This is a genomic window from Sphingomonas phyllosphaerae (genome assembly GCF_036946485.1).
Classification (GTDB): domain Bacteria; phylum Pseudomonadota; class Alphaproteobacteria; order Sphingomonadales; family Sphingomonadaceae; genus Sphingomonas; species Sphingomonas phyllosphaerae_E.
In genome coordinates this window covers 465,287-483,563 of the sequence record NZ_JAQIJA010000005.1, presented here as the reverse complement: position 1 = coordinate 483,563, position 18,277 = coordinate 465,287, and the positions used below count along the sequence as shown (strand labels likewise).

Genomic DNA, 18,277 nt, shown 5'->3' with positions numbered 1-18,277 from the left:
AGCTTTCGCGCGCCCAGGTGGCTCAGGAACGTCCTCGCCGATCGCGGCGGCGGCGTCAGCGTGCTTGCCGCGCTGTCCGCGGTCAGCCTGATCGGGATGGCGAGCTTCGCGGTCGACCTCAACCGCGGCTATGAGATGATGGTCGCGAACCAGCGCGTGGCGGACATGGCGGCGCTGGCCGCCGGGGTCGCCTATAATGCGGCGAAGAGCGAGGCAATCCTTCAGCCGACCGCAGACGATCTGGCCAGGGTCAACGGCATCACCGCCGGCACCGTCGTCGCGCAGCTGGTCGCCGACGTTCCCACCGCGGGGGCGAAGGCGGTGCGGGTGACGATCACCGTCCCGATGACCGTCACGCTCGGTCGCGTGCTCGGGATGGGGGCAAGCTATCCGGTCAGGACGACCGCGACCGCCAGTCTGGCGACGCAGTCCACCGCCGGCTGCATCGTCGGGCTCGCCAGCTCGGGCACGGCGATCGAAACGCAGGGCGGGGCGACGATCAATGCGGCCAATTGCGCGGTCGCGGGGGCGGGAACGGTCGCCAACAACGGCACCGGGATCACCGCGAAGAACATCATCTCGGGCGCGGGCGACATCGTCAACAATTACGGCACGCTCGCCGCCGATCTGCTCCGCTACGCCGGTAATTTCACGAATCCGGACTGGAACACCAATGTCCCCAGCGCGGACAAGCGGGTGAAGCAGAGTTCCACCATTTCCGATCCGCTCGCCGACAATCTCGATCTCAGCAGCGCGCGCTCGCTGATCGGCACCTCGCGCACGCCGCTGGCGCTGGCTAACCCGACGACGCCGGGCGGCGGCGCGGTCTGGTCGTTCAGCAGCTCGCCATCGGCGGCGGTCGCCGGCTTCCGCAAGGGCAACAGCACCAACTTCACCGTGCCGACCGGCAATTACACGATCGACACGCTCACGGCCTCGGGCAGCGTCACCGTCACCTTCGCTGCGGATTCGAAGGTGACGGTGGCGCGCGGCGTGACGATCGACGGCGGTGCGATCGTCACCTTCGGCAACGGTACTTACCGGATCAACGGCGGTTTTTCCGCCACGGATGTCACGTTCGGCGACGGTGAGCTGTCGATCGGGCAAGGCACCGTTCGCTTCACCGGCACCAATCGCATCGGTGCGGGGCCGGTGACGATCAACGCGCCGCTCGTGGTCGGCGACGGCGCGAAGCTGGCGATCGGTGCCGGCGCGCACGCCTTCGGCGGCATCTCGGTCGGCGGCGGTAGCTGGCTGACGCTGGGGGACGGCGCGCTTGACGTGGCGGGCGGCATTTCGGTCGGCGGCGATTCGACCATCATCGCCGGGGCGGGCAACGTCACGATCGCCAATCCGGGTGCACGGGCGATCAGCCTCAGCGGCAGCGGTCGCTTCTTCATGGGCGATGGGCTGTTCAGCGCCAACGGGTCGGTGTTTACCGAGGGCGGCAGTCGGCTCGTCTTCGGCAAGACCGCCAATCACCTCATCAACGGCGATCTCGCCATCGCCGGGTCGGTGCTGTTCGGGGCCGGTCGCTATACCGTGAATGGCAATCTGGCGAACGGTACGGGCGGTACCACCTGGCCCTACACCTCGCCGATCAACAACCAGACCTGGGGCAACACGTTGGAGAGCGTCGATGTTTCCGGCTACGACATGGCAGGGGTCAATGTCAGCTTCATCCTGTCGGGCACGATTAATCTCGCCGGCGGCGCGAAGACGCTGCTGATGGCGCCCGGCACCACGACCACTGGCGGCGCGATCGCCGACATCCTGATCGACAGCCTGACCTCGGCCGACACCAAATGGAGTAACGGGGCGACCAGCGTGTTCAGCGGCACGATGCACCTGCCCAATTCGGCGCTCACCAGCAGCGGGGGCAATAGTTCGAATTCAGCCGTCCGCTGCTTCATGCTCATCGCCTATCGCGTGACGCTGACCGGTGGCGCCACCGCGGGATCGACCTGTTCGGGCATCGGCACCGGTGCCGGCGGCAGCGGAACCGTGGATCTGATCGCATGAGGAAACCCCATCTTCTCCGCCGGCTCGCGGGCGAGCGGCGCGGCGTGGCGGCGGCCGAATTCGCGCTGTGGATGGTGCTGTTCTTCATCACGATGCTCGCCGCGCTCGACATCGGATCGTTCTCGATCGAGCGCGCGCGGCTGGCGCAGGCGATGAGCGGTGCGTCGATCGCGGCCTTCAAGTCGCGCGACGCGGTGAATTTCACCGCGCTGCCCGGTTATCTGCGCACCGCCTCCGGGGTCACCGGCGCCGGCGTGCTGACGGTGACGGTCGGCTGCAACGGCGGGGTGAACAATTGCGTCAACACCTCGCGGACCTGCTCCTGTCTCACCGCGGCGGCGACGCTGGTGCCGGCGGGAAGCTGTGGCGCGCCGTGCGGCAGTGGCGCGTCGGCGAACAGCCAGTCGGGCTATTACATGAAGATGTCGGCGTCCTATCCCTTCCGCCCGGCGTTGCTGCCGCGCGGTTTGCTCGGCAACGGCGTCGTCTCACAGAGCACGACGGTGCGGCTCCAATGATCCGCGACGAACGCGGCGCGACCGTCATCGAATTCGGCATCGTTCTGCCGCTGCTGCTGATGGCGCTGTTCGGGCTGATCGAGGGCGCGCGGCTGGTCTGGATGGATCAGGCGCTGGACCAGGCCGCGTACAGCACCGCACGGTGCCGCACAATCGCAACGGCGGCGTGCGACAGCGCCGCGAAGCAGGTCGCCTATGCGGTGCAGCGCGCGAAGGCGAACGGCATCAAGGTCGATCCCGCCAATGTCGTCGTCGATCCCGCCGCCACCTGCAACGGCGCGGCCGGGTCGCTGCTGGTGACGCTGACGGTCAACTTCGGCTCGCCGGTCGCCAAGCTGTTGCCATTGCCGACGATCGTGCGAGGCCGCTCGTGCCTGCCGGCCTTGCCGAAGGTGTGATCCGCGGCACGGCGGGCAGGAGGAATTGTAAAAAACCGACGTTCCGCCTTGGTGGACAAGAGTCTATGGCGCTGCCGTCCGTGGGGCCGGTGCCCGGCGGGGAGCCGGGATGCGTTGGCTCGGTGGGAGAGGTATGTTGGCGAACCTGCTGCAGTCGGTGATGCGGGCGGTCTTTACGGCGCTGCCCGCCAAGCAATCCTTGCAGGCGCAGTATCTCAAGGCGCTCGGCGAGTGGCCGGACCTCGACCAGCCGAAGACCTTCAACGAGCGGGTGCAGGCGCTCAAGCTCGCACCGCACAATCCCCTGCTCCCGCTGCTCGCCGACAAGGTGCGGGTGAAGGACTGGGTGGCGGAACGCGTCGGTCGCGACGTGGTGATCCCGACCCTGTGGTCCGGCAAGGTGCTGCCCGCGCAGGTGCCGTGCAGCACGCCGTTCGTGGTGAAGGCCAACCACTCCTCGGGCTGGAACGCGTTCGTCCGCACCTATGACGAGGCGGCGTGGCAGCAACTGCGCGTGACCAGCAAGACGTGGCTGGAGAACGACTGGTACCCCTTCCTGCACGAATGGTGGTATAACGAGATCGACCGGCTGCTGCTGATCGAGCCGATGATCGGCGAAAACCTGAACGACTATAAGTTCTTCTGCTTCAACGGGCGGGTCCGCGCCGTGCAGGTCGACGCCGGGCGCTTCACCGATCACCGCCGCAGCTTCTACGATCGCGACTGGAAGCGAATGGCGTTCAGCCTCGCGCATGACCCGATCGAGGGCGAGGTGCCCGCGCCTCGGCATCTGGCGCGCATGATCGAACTGGTCGAGGAACTGTCGTCGGGCTTCGCATTCGCGCGGATCGACTTCTACGATCTGGAGGCCGGGCCGATGTTCGGCGAGATCACCTTCGCGCCGGGGGCGGGGCTGGAGCGCTTCTCGCCGCGCTCGGCCGATCGCATGATGGGCGACTGGTGGGCGGAGAGCGAGCAGCGGCTGTCGTCGTCGCGACCGGACGACCTGTCGATCGCGGTCTGATCGCGGCGGTCAGCGGCGCACGAACTTCGCCTTGATCGTGCGCACCTGATCCAGCCGCAGCAGCAGGATCGCGGCGGCATAGACCAGCCCCCCGGCGGCGAGCGCGACCAATGTCATCGGCACGCCGGTGACGTGCGCGAACGGCAGCATCGCCGCCGCCATCGCCGCCCCCGCCACCAGCACCTTGGCATTGTCGCGCCCCAGCAGCCGGATGCCGAACGTGCGCCGCGCCATTATCGCGCTGACCGCATAGCCGGTCGCCTGCGCCAGCAGCGACACGCCCGCGATCCCCATCAGCCCGAAGCGGTGCAGCGACAGCGGCCCGAGCAGCACGAAGGTCGCGATCGCCAGCGCCGGCGCGACCATCAGCAACCGCATGTGCCGGGTCAGTTGGAACGCGACCTGCAGGTGATAGATGATCAGCAACCGCAACAGCGCCGATGCGGTGACGAGCGGCAGCAGCGGCGCGCTCTGCGGCGCCAGCCGCGCGCCGAGCAGCAGGTGGCTGACCGGCCCGGCCAGCACCGTGGCGGCGACCAGCACCGGCAGGCACATCGCCACATACATGACGGCATTGCCCTCCAGCAGCACGCGCGCCTTGTCCGGCCCTTCGTCCTCGTAGGCGCGCACCATCGCGGGATACATGGTGATGTTGACCGCCAGCATCGCGAAGCCCAGCGTCTTCTGCAGCAGGTCGGCCGGCGCCGCGTAATAAGCGACGCTGGAGGTGCCGAGGATATGCTCGACCTGATAGCGGTCGAGCACCCCGACGCCGTAGGACAGCCCCGAACTGAGCATCAGCGGCGCGCCGAGCTTCAGCATCCCGCCCATCACCTCGCGATCCTCGGCGCGCGCCCCCGCGATGCGCAGCCGCCGCCATACCGCATCGGTGGCGATCCCGCCGATCACCGCGACCGCCTGTCCGATCACCAGCCCGAGCAACACCCCCGACAGGCCGAGGCCATACCCCAGCACCAGCGCCAGCCCGATGACCAGCGACAGCGTCGAGCGTGTCACGATCACCCAGAAGGTGTGCCACGCGGCGTGGCGCGCGCGGCTGATGACGTTGAGCTGCGTCAGCGCCACCTCGCTGACGAGGAACACGAACAGTACCCACATCCAGCGCGGCCCCAGCCCGAAGATCGTGTGCCCCGAGATCGACAGAATAGCGGTCAGGATGCCGAGCAACAGGATCAGGCCGAAGACGATCGTGAACAGCGCATCGGCGCGCGCCGGATCGATGCGAGTCGCGGCGGTCGGCGAATAGAGCGTCCGCGCGCTGACGATCCGCGCCCATTCGAACAGGATCGCGTTGATGAGCAGCGCGGTCGTGGTGATGAGCGTGAACTGCCCGAATTCGACCGGCGGCAGCAGCCGCACCCACAGCAGCAGGGAGATGAAGTTCAGCCCGCTGGAGATCGCCAGACTGAGCGTGTTGAGAACCGCTGGACGCGCCACGATCTTCCTCTTCGACGAAACGTCGCGCGCCATGCCGGATTCGTGGCGCCGCCGCCATGCGCTTGTCGCGAAACATGTTGCGGCGCAATACGAAAGAGCCCCCTTCCGTCGGGAAGAGGGCTCAGGGATACGAAGGGACCGCGGACGATCGACCTTCGACAGGAAGACACGATCGTCAGCGCTGGCAGTAACGCGGATTGTCCGACCGTTCGACCGCATTGCCGGCCAGCGCACCCGCGCCCGCGCCGATCACGGTGCCCAGCGTCCGATCGCCACCGCGATCGATCGTGCGGCCGAGCAGCCCGCCGGCGATCGCGCCCAGCACCGTGCCGGTCGTGCCGCTCTGGCAGCGCGCGCGGTAGCGATAGCGGCGGTCGTCGCGGTCATAGCCACGATAGCGATCGTCGCGGTCATAGCCGCCGCGGTCGTATTCGGCATAGCGCGGGCCACGGTTCCAGCCGTCGCGATACGCGCTGCGATAGGCGCGATCGTGATCGCGATAGCCGTCGTCGTCATAGCCGCGATAGTCGCGCTCGTAATAGTCGCGCTCGACCCACCGCTGCGCCTGCGCCGCGACCGGCGTCAGCGCCACGATCGCCAGCGCCGCAGACCCGAGACCCACCGACATCTTCCTGAACATGATCCAGCTCCCCTCACGCACCACCGTCGCCGGCCGGAGCGGCTGCGACAGTGATGGGGATAGACTCGCGCGATTGAGCGAAGACTGAATGCGTCCGTTATCCTGCGTTAAGGTCGATGTTCAAAACGCCACCTTCCTCTTTCCGTCATCCCGGACTTGATCCGGGATCCCGCTTCTTCTCTCCCAAACGCGGCGCAGAAGCGGGGCCCCGGCTCAGGGCCGGGGCGACGGGGCGAGCCCGATCGTCATTGCGAGCGCAGCGAAGCAATCCAGGGCGTCCTGATCCGGCACTGGATTGCTTCGCTCCGCTCGCAATGACGGAGCAAGCTGACGTCATCGCACCCTATATTACCGACCCTTCGGTCAGCCCCGACCCGCTGAGGATCAGCGCGATGCCGATGTCGTTGCGCAACGCGGGCGGCAACGTCACCTCCAGCGCATCGCCGGTCCGCACGAAGCGCAGCGGCGCGTCGCTGCCCGGCACCGTCACGCGCTGGACGGTGCCGCGCCCGACGCGATTGTCCTTCGCCAGCAACGTCAGCCGCGCAACCCCGTCCTCCGGCCAGCCGAGCACCAAAGCGTGCAGCCGCTCGCCCTTGGTAACATAGCGAATGTCCTTGGGGCCATAGAGCGACTTCGGCCCGCCCTCGGAGAACAGCCCGCCGCCGCCGTTGCGCGGCCCCTCGCCATGCACGCGCCACGGGCGGGTGGCGTAGATCGCGTCGCCATAACGCTGCATCCACGCCGCAATCCCCTCGACGATCCGCTCTTCCTTGTCGTCGATCGTGCCGTCGCCGCGCAGCGGCACGTTGACCATCAGATTGCCGTTTTTCGACACCACGTCGCACAACGTGTGGATGACCGTCGCGGCGGACTTGTAGCGGTCCTGATCGTAGACCGCCTGATCGTAATGCCATTCGCCGATGCAGGTGTCGGTCTGCCACGGGAAGCGCTCGATATAGGTCTTGCCGCCGCGCTCGACGTCGTCGACCACGCCCATCCGGCGCTGCGGCGGGATGTTCTTGCCGGTCACCACCGCCTGCAATTGCCCGCGGTTCCACGCCATGCTGCGGTTGTAGAAGTACGCGGTGATGTCGAGCCCGGCCTGTTCGAGCGGCAGGTCGAAATTGTCGAAATAGACCAGATCGGGGCGGTAGCGGTCGATCAGCTCCTGACAGCGCAGATACCAGTTGCGCACGAACGCCGGGTTGGCGGGCGTGCCCTCGTTCCACAGCCGGTCGTGCGCCTCGTGCCACGCATCGGCCTCCAGCAGCGTCTCGATCCCGTCGGGCATGATATCGTCGCGCCCGGTGTAGAGCTGCTGCGGGTCGAGCCCGTCCCACCATTTGCCCTTGCCGTCGGCGGCGGTCAGCCGGAACGCGTCATAGCGCTGCCCGCGCCGCGGCCCTTCGGCGTCATAGCCATAGGCGGCCTGGTTCCAGTGCCACGCATGCGCCGAATGGTTCGACACCCCGAAGCGCAGGCCCCGCTCGCGCGCCAGCTTCTCCCACGTCCCCACGATGTCGCGCTTCGGCCCGACACGCGTGCTGTTCCACGCGTGATGCGTCGAGGCATAGCAATCGAGATTGTCGTGATGATTGGCGAGCGCCATGAAATAGCGCGCGCCGGCCTTCTGATAGAGGTCGATCAGCCGCACCGGGTCCCACTTCTCGGCCTTCCAGCGGTTCTGGATCTCCATGAAGCCGGTGTCGGCGGGGTGGCCATAGTTCTTCAGGTGATGCGCATATTGCGACGACCCCTGCAGGTACATGTTGCGCGCATACCAGTCGCCCGCGGCGGGGACGCATTGCGCGGTCCAGTGCGCCCAGATCCCGAACTTGGCGTCGCGGAACCAGTCCGGGACGCTGTAGCCGTCGGTCAGCGACCGCCAGTCGCCGGTGAAGGCGCGCGGGGCGGGGACGCGCACCGCACGCTTGCCGCCGGGCCGGGTGCCGTAGGCGCATGTGCCCGCGCTCGCCGCGCCCGCGGGCACCGAGGCCACCGCCGCTGCGGTCGCGCCCGCGCCCAGCGCCTGCCTGCGTGTCACCTTCATGGCTGCTCCTCTCCGGGTCGTTCTTTGATTTGAGAACTGGTTTTCATCATCATGCCCGGCGATCCGGTGCAATGCCACCCCCTTTCGACGCGCTTGCGGCGGCGGGCGTCCTGCCGCACAGATCGCGACAACAATCCTGCCGGAGTTTTCCATGCGTCGTTCCGTGCTGTCGCTGCCGCTCATCGCCCTTGCCACCGTCGCGGCGCAGGCGCCCCAGACCGGACCGAAGACCCAGCCACCGGCCGGGGGCGACATCCCCGCGAACTTCCGCCTGCCGACGATCGCGCGCGACTATATTAAGCAGGAGGTGATGATCCCGATGCGCGACGGGGTGAAGCTCCACACCGTCATCGTCATCCCGAAGAACGCGACCAACGCGCCGATCGTGCTGACCCGAACGCCGTACAACGCCTCGGCGCGCGCGAACCGCAGCGACAGCCCGTCGATGCTCAACGCGCTGCCGCTCGCCGACGAGATCTTCGTGAAGGGCGGGTATATCCGCGTCTATCAGGACGTGCGCGGCAAATATGGCTCGGAGGGCGATTACGTCGTGACGCGCCCGGTGATCGGCCCGCTCAACCCCACCAAGGTCGACCACGTCACCGACGCCTACGACACGATCGACTGGCTGGTGAACAAGGCGAACCTGCCGCAGTCGAACGGCCGCGTCGGGATGATCGGCTCGTCCTACGAGGGCTTTACCGTCGTGATGGCGCTGCTCAATCCGCATCCCGCGCTCAGGGTCGCCGCGCCCGAAAGCCCGATGATCGACGGCTGGATGGGCGACGACTGGTTCCACTATGGCGCGTTCCGGCTCGCCAACATCGCGTGGCTGGGCGGGCAGACCGGTTACAAGAGCGGCGGCCCGCTCCCGCCGACCGGCGGCTATGACGATTACGACAATTTCCGCGACAAGTCGGCGGGCGGTTGGGCGAAGCAGTCGGGCTACGACCAGCTGCCCTATTGGACGCGCATGTCGCAGCATCCCGCCTATGACGCCTTCTGGCAGGGGCAGGCGCTCGACAAATTGCTCGCCGCCAATCCCTCGAACGTGCCCACGCTCTGGGAACAGGGGCTGTGGGATCAGGAGGACATGTACGGCGCGATCACCGCATGGGAGGCGCTCAAGGCCAAGGGCAAGGTCGGCAACAACTTCCTCGTCATGGGGCCGTGGCGGCACAGCCAGGTCAACCGCGAGGGGCGCAGCCTCGGCCCGTTCCAATGGAACGGCGACACCGCCGCGCAATTCCGCGAGCAGATGGTGCGTCCGCTGTTCGATCAATATCTCAAGGACGGGCCGGCGGCGAACCTGCCGACCGCCGCGATCTACAACACCGGCGAGAACCATTGGGATCGCTTCGCGAATTGGCCACTGGCGTGCGAACAGGGCTGCGCCGCGCCGCTGACGCCGATGTATCTGCAGGCGGACGGCGGGCTGGCGCTGGCGAAGGGCGCGGCGGGCGGCGACGCCTACGTCTCCGATCCCGCCAAGCCGGTTCCGCATCTGCCGCGTCCGGTCAATTTCGACGACGGTCGCTGGGGCGACTGGCTGGTCAGCGACCAGCGTCCCGCCGATGGTCGCACCGACGTGATGACCTATATGACACCGGTGCTGACGCAGCCGCTGCGCGTCTCGGGCGCGCCGATCGCTGATCTCTATGCCAAGACGACCGGCACCGACGGCGATTTCGTCGTCAAGATCATCGACGTGCTGCCCGCCAACGTCGCCGACGCGAAGATGGGCGGTTATCAGCTGCCGATCAGCCTCGACATCTTCCGCGGCCGCTACCGCGACAGCTTTGCCAAGCCCAGCGCGATCCCGGCGGGCAAGGTCCAGCGCTATCGCTTCCGCCTGCCGACGGTGAACCACGTCTTCCAGCCGGGACACCGGGTGATGGTGCAGGTCCAGTCGAGCCTGTTCCCGCTCTACGACCGCAACCCGCAGACCTATGTGAAGAACATCTTCTTCGCGCAGCCGGGCGACTACAAGAAGGCGACGGTCACGATCGAACGCGGCGGCGCGACCCCAAGCGCGGTGTTGCTCCCGATCGTCCCTGTGGCGCAGTAAGAGGCCGTCATTGCGAGCGTAGCGAAGCAATCCAGGGCGTCCTGGTCCGACCCTGGATTGCTTCGCTACGCTCGCAATGACGGTGAAGTGCCGCCCAGCACCAGACACGCCCGCAACCCGCGCCCGTCTTCGCCCGGGCTGAGCGTCAACGCGCCCCCATGCGCCGCCGCGATCCGCGCGACGATCGACAGCCCCAGCCCCGAGCCGCCGCTGCGCGCCTCGCCCTTCCAGAACCGCTCGCGCATCTTTACCAGCCGTTCGGGCGGGATCGGCGCGCCGTCGTCGCCCACGCACAGTCGCGCGCCCGGTCCGGCCGAAACCGCGATCCGCGCTCCCGCCGGCGTGTGCCGCACCGCATTGTCGATCAGATTCTGCAGCGCCAGCGTGATCGCCGCCGGCTGGCCGGGGATCGCCGCGGCACCGTCCACCTGCAACGCGATCGTCCGCCCCGACGCAAGCACCGCCGGCGCGCGCTCCCCCACCACCTTCTCGGCGAGCGCGCCCAGATCGACCACCGCGCCATCGTCCTGCACCGGCCGCTCCAGATCGGCGAGGCTCAGCAATTGCGCGATCACCCGCGCGGCGCGATCGACCTGCTGCAACAACGCCGCGCGCGCCGCCACGTCCGCCACCGCATCCGCGCGTAGCCGGATCGTCGCCAGCGGCGTGCGCAGCTCATGCGCGACATCCGCCGCGAACGCCGCCTGCGCCGCGAACGCCTCCTCCAGCCGGTCGAGCGCGGCATTGGTCGCCGCCGCCAGCGGCTCGATCTCGGCAGGCAGCGTCCCGCGCGGCAGCCGCCGGTCGAGCGTCGCCGGCCCGATCGCGGCGGCGGTCTGCGCCGCGCGCCGCATCCGCCGCCGGATCCCGCGCGTCAGCCACGCCGCCATCAGCGGCCCCAGCATCACGAACGGCAGCAGCAAGAGCACGAAGCGCTTGAGGAAGGTCGTGACGATATCGTCGGTCACCACCTCGGGCGCGGTGCTGTCCTGCGCCACCACGATCCACCGCGCGCCCACCGGTCGGCTGAGCACCGCAACCCGCCCGCGCCGCACCAGTTCGGGCTGAGGCGCCAGCGGCACCGCCGCCGGTACCGCCGCCCCGCGTGCGGCGATCACCCGCCGCCCGCCATCGACGATCGCCAGCGACAGCCCGCCCGCGAGCAGGTCGACGCTCGCGATCGCCCGCCGCGCGTCGCCGCGATCGGCGCTCAGGCGGTCGGCGACGCGCTGCGCCTGCTGGTGGAGCACCTCATGCTGGTAATGCCGCGCGACGCGGTGGAGCAGCGCCCCGACCGCCAGCGGCAGCGTCACCGCGGCGGCCAGCGCGATCGCAACATGGAGCAGCGCCAGCTGCCCGAACAGCGACCGCGGCCACCACCGCTTCATGCCGCGCTGCGCAGCAGATAGCCGACCCCGCGCACCGTCTCGATCCGCGCGCCGGTTCCCGCCTCGTCAAGCCGCTTGCGCAAGCGGTGGACATAGACCTCGACCGCGTTCCTCGATCCCTGATCGCTCCCGGCGCCGAACAACTGGTCCTCGACCACGCGTTTCGGCACGACATTCCCCGCCCGCCGCAGCAGCAGTTCGAGCAACTCGGTCTCGCGCGTCGACAAGGTCAGCACCGTCTCGCCGACCCGCACGGTTCGCGTCTCGACATCGAAGGTCAGCCGCGCGCACGTCAGCGACACGCCCAGATAGCCGCCCTGCCGCCGCAGCACCGCCAGCAACCGCGCATGCAGCTCGTCGGCGTCGAACGGCTTCACGATATAATCGTCCGCCCCGTCGTGCAGCCCGCGGACGCGCGCCTCGACGCTGCCGCGCGCGGTCAGCGCCAGCACCGGCCGCGTCTCGCCGCCCGCGCGCCGTCGCCGCAGCCACGCCAGCCCGTCGCCGTCCGGCAGCCCGAGGTCGAGCAGGATCGCGGCATGGTCGACCGCCGCCATATACGCCTCCGCCTCGTCCAGCGACGCGGCATGATCCACCGTCAGCCCGCGTTGCAGCAGCGCCGCGGTCAGCGCCTCCGCCAACGCCCTGTCATCCTCGATCAATAATATGCGCAAGATTCCCCCGCAGCGCAGCAATCGTCAGGTACATGTAAGCCGCCCTCGCTACGCGCCTTACGGTTCACCGTACGCAGAGTCGATCATGCACGCAGCCGACGAATCCGTTCCGCTTCCCCCCGCGAACCGTCTGTCGCGCCCGGCGCAGTGGCGCTGGCTGGCGATCGCCGCCGCCGCGCTGGTTGGCGTGGTGCTGCTCGTCACGCTGATCGGCAAATGGACGCACAAGGAAGAGGCACCGCCCGCGCCGCCGCCGCCGGGCACCTTCCGCCCCACGCAGGTGCAGCTTGCCGGGCTGCAGACGATGCGCGTCGGCGCGGGCAGCGCGGATGAGCGCACGCTGGCCAGCGGCGCGATCACCGTCGACGGTGACCGCAGCACGCCGGTGCTGATGCCCTATGCGGGTCAGGTCGTGAAGGTCTTGGTCGAGGCCGGCGAGCGCGTCGTGCAGGGCCAGCCGCTGCTGCTGGTGCGCACCGGCGATTTCGTCGATGCGCGCAGCGGGCTGTTCGCCGCCCGCGCCGCCTATCAGAATGCACAGGCGCAGCTGATCGCGGCGCAGCGCGCGGCCGACCGCCAGAAGCAGATCTACGAAACCGCCGGTGGCGCGCTGAAGGACTATCAGCAGGCGCAGGTCGATCTCGCCGCCGCGCAGGCCAGCGCGCGCACCGCCGCCGCCGCGCTGGGCGCGGCGCGCGACAAGCTCGCAGTGCTCGGCAAGTCGCCCGCCGAAATCCGCCGGCTGGAGAATGTCAGCGAAGTCTCGGGCATCCACGACGTCACCACGCTCCACGCCCCGATCAGCGGGCTGATCGCGTCGCGCGACGTCTCCGCCGGGCAATATGTCGGGCAGGGCGGCGACAAGCCGGTGATGACGATCACCGATCCGTCGCGCGTCTGGCTGGTCGCGCAGGTCGCGGAGGGCGATGCCGAGTCGATCCACGTCGGCGATGCCGCCACCGTCACCACCCCCGCGCTGCCCGGCCGCACGTTCAGCGCGCGGATCGATCTGGTCGGCGCGGCGCTCGATCCCGTCACGCACCGCCTGCCGGTACGCGCCGCGATCGCCAACCCCGGCGGCGCGCTCAAGCCGCAGATGTTCGCCAGCTTCGCGATCCGCCGCGCCAGCGCGGGGGCGGAGATGCGCGTCCCCGCCGCCGCGGTGATTCATGAGGGCGAACAGGCACGCGTCTGGGTCGTCCAGCCCGGCGGCGTGCTGGCCGCGCGCGATGTGGTGACCGGCGACAGCCAGGACGGGCAGGTCGCGATCCTGAAGGGGCTCGCCCCCGGCGAGCGGATCGTCACCGCCGGCGCGCTGTTCGTCAACGAAGCGGGGCTCGGCGAGTGAACCGCATCGTAGGATTCGCGCTGCGTCAGCGGCTGCTGATCGTCGGCGTCTTCGTCGCCATGCTGGTGGCGGGCGTCATCGGCTTCCTCAACCTCAATATCGAGGCCTATCCCGATCCGGTCCCGCCGATGGTCGAGGTCATCACCCAGACGCAGGGCCTGTCCGCCGAGGAGATGGAGCGCAACGTCACCATCCCGATCGAGGTGCAGATGGCGGGCATCCCGCATCTGACCGCGATCCGCGCGATCAGCCTGTTCGGCCTGTCGGACATCAAGATCCAGTTCAGCTACGATTACACCAACGAACAGGCGCGGCAGCAGGTCATCAACCGCCTGTCGCAGCTCCCGCCGCTCACCGGTGGCGCGCAGCCGACGCTGTCGCCGACCAGCCCGGTCGGCGAAATCTATCGCTACCGGATCGCCGCGCCCAAGGGCTATTCGGTCATGGACCTCAAGACGTTGCAGGACTGGGTGCTGCAACGCCGCTTCAAGCGCATTCCCGGTGTGATCGACGTCACCGGCTGGGGCGGGAAGCTGCGCGCCTATGACGTGGTGATCGACAACGATCGCCTGTCCGCGCACGGCGTCACCGTCAACCAGGTGTTGCAGGCGATCGCCAAGAGCGACGGCAACGTCGGCGGGCAGACGATCAACTTCGGCGCACAGGCCGCGATCGTCCGCGGGGTCGGGCTGATCCAGTCGCCGTCGGGGATCGAGAACGTGCTGGTCGGCACCGCCGGCGGGCAGCCGGTGCTGGTGAAGGACGTGGCGAAGGTCACGATCGGCAACACGCCGCGGCTCGGCATCGCCGGCTATAACGACCAGGACGACATCGTGCAGGGCATCGTGCTGATGCAGCGCGGCGCGCAGTCGATGCCGACGATCGAACGCGTCCAGAAGGAGGTCGCCGAGATCAACGATTCGGGGGTCCTGCCGCCCGGCGTGCATCTGGAGCGGATCTACGACCGTTCGGACCTCATCAAGCTGACGATCCACACCGTGCTCGAGAACATGGTGGTCGGCATCCTGCTGATCTTCGCGCTGCAATGGCTGTTCCTCGGCAATCTGCGCAGCGCGATCATCGTCGCGGCGACGATCCCGTTCGCGCTCGCCTTCGCGATCCTGATCCTCGTGCTGCAGGGCGAGAGCGCGAACCTGCTGTCGGTCGGCGCGCTCGACTTCGGGCTGGTGGTCGACGCCTGCGTCATCATGGTCGAGAATATCTTCCGCCACATGGTCGAGCGATCGGCGAACGTCGAAAGCGGCAAGGGGCATTATTCGCTCGCCAGCCGCTTCTCGGCGGTGCTGGGCGCGTCGAGCGAGGTCAGCCGCGGCATCTTCTTCGCCGCGGCGATCATCATCGCCAGCTTCCTGCCGCTGTTCACGCTGACCGGGGTCGAGGGGCACATCTTCGGTCCGATGGCCAAGACCTATGCCTATGCGATCACCGGCGGGCTGATCGCGACCTTCACGGTCGCGCCGGTGCTCGCGACTTTGCTGCTCCCCGACAAATTGTCGGAAGTGGAGACGTTCATCGTCGGCAAGCTGCGCCGCGTCTACGAACCGGCCGCCGCCTTCGCGCTCGGCAACCGCGTGCTCGCGCTGGGCGGCGGCGTGCTGCTGCTGCTCGTCGCGATGGTCGGGGTGCGCTCGCTCGGCATCGAATTCCTTCCGCATCTGGAGGAAGGCAATATGTACATTCGCGCCACGCTGCCGGCGTCGATCAGCCTTGAGGCGGGCGAGCCAACCGTCAACGGCATCCGGCGGATCATCGCGCAATATCCGGAGGCGACCGCGGTGCTGTCCGCGCACGGCCGGCCCGACGACGGCACCGACGCGACCGGCTTCTTCAACGCCGAATTCTTCGTGCCGCTCAAGCCCGCCGACGAATGGCCGTCGGGGATGACCAAGGAGAAGCTGATCGACGAATTGTCGAAGAAGCTGAGCGCCAAATATCCGGGCGTCGATTTCTCCTTCTCGCAGATCATCGAGGATAACGTCGAGGAAGCCGCCTCGGGGGTGAAGGGCGCCAATTCGATCAAGCTGTTCGGCCCCGATCTGCCGACGCTCGAAAAATACGCCAATCAGATCAAGGACCAGATGGGCAAGGTGCGCGGGATCGAGGATCTCGGCGTCTTCCAGTCGCTCGGCCAGCCGACCGTCCGCATCGACGTCGATCGCGCCCGCGCCGCACGCTATGGGCTCACGCCCGACGACGTGAACGGCGTGGTCGCGGCGGCGATCGGCGGCAGCACCGCCGCCGATCTCTACGAGGCCGGGACCGACCGCCACTTCCCGATCGTCGTGCGTCTGAAGCCCGAGCAGCGTGACTCGCTGGAGGCGCTGCGCCGGATCACGATCGGCGCACCCGCGCTCGACGGCAGCGCGCAAACGATCCAGGTGCCGCTGTCGGAGGTCGCCAACGTCCGCCTGACCTCGGGCGCGTCGTTCATCTATCGCGAGCATCAGGAACGCTACATCCCGATCAAATTCTCGGTGCGCGGGCGCGATCTGGGCGGCGCGGTCGACGAGGCGCGCGCGCGGATCCAGCACGAGGTGCATCTGCCCGCCGGCTACCATCTCGAATGGGCGGGCGAGCTCGACAATCTCAACAACGCGATCGCGCGGCTGGAGATCGTCGTGCCGATCAGCCTCCTGCTGATGCTGCTGCTGCTCTACGCCAATTTCGGGTCGATCCGCGACAGCCTGCTCGCCTTTGCCGCGATCCCGCTGGCGGTGGTCGGCGGGGTGCTGGCGCTGGCGCTGACCGGCACCGCGTTCAGCATCTCGGCGGCGATCGGCTTCGTGGCCTTGTTCGGGATTGCGGTGATGGACGGCATCCTCGTCGTCACCACCTTCAACAATGCGATCGACGAGGGGCTCGACCGCGCACGGGCGGTGGCGACGACGGTGCGCCATTCGCTGCGCCCGGTGGTGATGACCTGTCTGGTCGCCGCGATCGGCCTGCTGCCCGCCGCGCTGTCGCACGGCATCGGCAGCCAGGTGCAGAAGCCGCTCGCGCTGGTCGTGGTCGGCGGGATGACGCTCGCGCCGGTGCTGATCCTGCTGATCCTGCCGGTGCTCATCGACCGCTTCTCCCGCCGCGTCGCCCCCACCGACCGCGGCGCGCATGGCCGCGACGTCGGCCACCACCATGACGGCGGATCGGAGGTGACCGCATGACCCGCACGCTCGCCCTGCTGCTCGCCTGTTCCGCGATAACGGCGTGCACCGTCGGCCCGCGCGATCTGGACGCGCATATTGCGCTCCCGGCTGCCACCATGCCCGCCGCAATCGCGCCGGTCAGCGCACCGGGACAGGTTTTTTTGCCCGCAACCGCGTCCCCAGCGGCGTGGTGGACGGCATTTGACAGCCCACAACTCGACATTCTGGTCACCGAAGCGCTCCGCCACAACAACGATATCGCCACCGCCGACGCCTCCTTGCGGCAGGCCGCCGAACAGGCGCGCGCGGCCGGCGGCGCGCTGCTGCCCCAGGTCGACGCGAGCTATCAGGCTGAAAGGACGAGAGTTTCGAACGCGATCTCCCCGGTGATCGCGAACCAGAACCAGCAACTTTACACGCTCCACACCGCGCAGGTGAACGTCAGCTACACCCTCGACGCCTTCGGCGGCACCCGCGCCCGCCTCCGCTCCGCCCGCGCCGCCGCCGCCGTGCAACGCAGCCGCCTCGACGCGGCAAGAACGAGTGTTGTCAGTAACTTGGTGCAGGCGGTGATCCAGCGCGCGGCGCTCGCCGACCAGCTCGACGCGGCGCGCACCGCAGTGACGGTCAACCGCGACATCCTCACCCGCCTGCAAATGCGCCAACGCCTCGGCGCCGTCGGCGCGGCGGACGTGGTCACCCAACAGACCGCGCTCGCCGCCGCCGAGGGCGCGCTGCCCGCGCTCGTCCGGCAGGAGGCGCACCAACGCGTTGTAATCGCGACGTTGCTCGGTCGCGCGGCCGGCGATGCGCTGCCCGATCTACCAACGCTCGCGCAGCTTTCGCTCCCCACCCGACTACCCTCGGTGCTCCCCTCCGACCTCGTCGCACAGCGCCCCGACGTGCAGGCGGCACGCGCGCAGCTGGAAGGCGCCGGCGCGGATGTCCAGACGGCAATCGCCGCGCGCCTGCCGTCGATCACGCTCAGCGCCAATGCCGGCGGCGCGGCGCAGCGCTTCGGCGACATGTTCAAGGACGGTAACCCCTTCTGGACGTTGATCGGCGGCATCACCCAGCCGCTGTTCCACGCCGGCCAGCTCCGCCATCAGCAGCGGGCGGCGGAAGCGGCGCTCGAGGGCGCCAAAGCGGGTTACCGTACCGCGGTGCTGACCGCCTTCGGCGACGTGTCCGACGCGCTGACCGGGCTGTCGACCGACGCGGTCGCGCTCGACGCCGCCACCCGTGCCGCAAACGCCTCGAATCAGGCGCTGACCTTCGCGCGGCGGCGGCTGGCGCTCGGCGACATCGACACGCTGACCCTTCTCAACGCCAGCGCCGCCGATGCGGAGGCGCGCGCGCAACTGGTGCAGGCCCGCGCCGCGCGACTGACCGACACCGTTGCGCTGTTCGCCGCGGTCGGCGGGCGGATCAGCCCACCGCAATAACATCCCGTCACCCGTGTAATTGGTCAAGCAATCCATGATCTTGTTAAGATAATGGGTTGCTTCTCCATGTCCTGGCG

Annotated in this window: 13 protein-coding genes; 8 read left to right on the top strand and 5 right to left on the bottom strand. The window is 68.5% G+C overall.

Going from position 1 to position 18,277, the window contains the following annotated elements; genetic code table 11:
• Positions 1 to 60: 60 nt before the first annotated feature.
• The 4 genes from PGN16_RS10865 (at position 61) to PGN16_RS10850 (ending at position 3,962) form a co-directional block, all read left to right on the top strand.
• A complete protein-coding gene (locus PGN16_RS10865; RefSeq protein ID WP_335309416.1) occupies positions 61 to 2,022 on the top strand; it encodes a hypothetical protein in 1,962 nt (653 codons plus the stop codon).
• The gene (locus tag PGN16_RS10860; protein ID WP_335309415.1) at positions 2,019 to 2,540 is read left to right on the top strand and encodes a TadE/TadG family type IV pilus assembly protein; all 522 of its coding nucleotides are present in this window, start codon (positions 2,019 to 2,021) and stop codon (positions 2,538 to 2,540) included. Before PGN16_RS10865 ends, PGN16_RS10860 begins: the two co-directional genes overlap by 4 nt.
• Complete coding sequence (locus PGN16_RS10855; RefSeq protein WP_335309414.1) at positions 2,537 to 2,938, top strand: TadE/TadG family type IV pilus assembly protein; 402 nt, start codon at positions 2,537 to 2,539, stop codon at positions 2,936 to 2,938. The genes PGN16_RS10860 and PGN16_RS10855 overlap by 4 nt, the downstream gene beginning before the upstream one ends.
• Before the next feature lie 136 nt (positions 2,939 to 3,074).
• Entirely contained in the window at positions 3,075 to 3,962 is an 888-nt protein-coding gene (locus tag PGN16_RS10850; RefSeq protein WP_335309413.1) for an ATP-grasp fold amidoligase family protein, read from the top strand.
• 9 nt (positions 3,963 to 3,971) lie between these two features.
• Here the strand turns inward: PGN16_RS10850 and PGN16_RS10845 are convergent, their stop codons facing one another.
• From PGN16_RS10845 to PGN16_RS10835, 3 genes are all read right to left on the bottom strand, one after another.
• The gene (locus tag PGN16_RS10845) at positions 3,972 to 5,453 is read right to left on the bottom strand and encodes a lipopolysaccharide biosynthesis protein (protein ID WP_335309412.1); all 1,482 of its coding nucleotides are present in this window, start codon (positions 5,451 to 5,453) and stop codon (positions 3,972 to 3,974) included.
• Between the two features lie 142 nt (positions 5,454 to 5,595).
• Positions 5,596 to 6,060, bottom strand: a complete 465-nt coding sequence (locus PGN16_RS10840) for a glycine zipper 2TM domain-containing protein (protein WP_335309411.1) — start codon at positions 6,058 to 6,060, stop codon at positions 5,596 to 5,598.
• A gap of 343 nt (positions 6,061 to 6,403) precedes the next feature.
• Complete coding sequence (locus PGN16_RS10835) at positions 6,404 to 8,113, bottom strand: alpha-L-fucosidase (protein WP_335309410.1); 1,710 nt, start codon at positions 8,111 to 8,113, stop codon at positions 6,404 to 6,406.
• A 151-nt stretch (positions 8,114 to 8,264) separates the two neighbouring features.
• On the opposite strand from PGN16_RS10835, the gene PGN16_RS10830 reads away from it, so the two are divergent.
• Positions 8,265 to 10,181, top strand: coding sequence for a CocE/NonD family hydrolase (locus tag PGN16_RS10830; RefSeq protein WP_335309409.1), 1,917 nt, complete (start codon positions 8,265 to 8,267; stop codon positions 10,179 to 10,181).
• Between the two features lie 65 nt (positions 10,182 to 10,246).
• Here PGN16_RS10830 and PGN16_RS10825 read toward each other — a convergent pair whose 3' ends face one another.
• Both PGN16_RS10825 and PGN16_RS10820 read right to left on the bottom strand, forming a co-directional pair.
• Positions 10,247 to 11,569: a sensor histidine kinase gene (locus PGN16_RS10825; protein ID WP_335309408.1), complete on the bottom strand. Its 1,323-nt coding sequence runs from the start codon at positions 11,567 to 11,569 to the stop codon at positions 10,247 to 10,249.
• Positions 11,566 to 12,243, bottom strand: a complete 678-nt coding sequence (locus tag PGN16_RS10820; RefSeq protein ID WP_335309407.1) for a response regulator transcription factor — start codon at positions 12,241 to 12,243, stop codon at positions 11,566 to 11,568. Before PGN16_RS10820 ends, PGN16_RS10825 begins: the two co-directional genes overlap by 4 nt.
• Before the next feature lie 85 nt (positions 12,244 to 12,328).
• Between PGN16_RS10820 and PGN16_RS10815 the strand changes: the two genes are divergently transcribed.
• The 3 genes from PGN16_RS10815 to PGN16_RS10805 are packed head-to-tail and all read left to right on the top strand — an operon-like array spanning position 12,329 to position 18,200.
• The gene (locus tag PGN16_RS10815; RefSeq protein WP_335309406.1) at positions 12,329 to 13,591 is read left to right on the top strand and encodes an efflux RND transporter periplasmic adaptor subunit; all 1,263 of its coding nucleotides are present in this window, start codon (positions 12,329 to 12,331) and stop codon (positions 13,589 to 13,591) included.
• Positions 13,588 to 16,773, top strand: coding sequence for an efflux RND transporter permease subunit (locus tag PGN16_RS10810; protein WP_335309405.1), 3,186 nt, complete (start codon positions 13,588 to 13,590; stop codon positions 16,771 to 16,773). Before PGN16_RS10815 ends, PGN16_RS10810 begins: the two co-directional genes overlap by 4 nt.
• Positions 16,770 to 18,200 carry an efflux transporter outer membrane subunit gene (locus PGN16_RS10805; protein ID WP_335309404.1) on the top strand — a complete coding sequence of 477 codons (1,431 nt, stop codon included), beginning with the start codon at positions 16,770 to 16,772 and terminating at the stop codon, positions 18,198 to 18,200. Before PGN16_RS10810 ends, PGN16_RS10805 begins: the two co-directional genes overlap by 4 nt.
• Positions 18,201 to 18,277 lie beyond the last annotated feature (77 nt).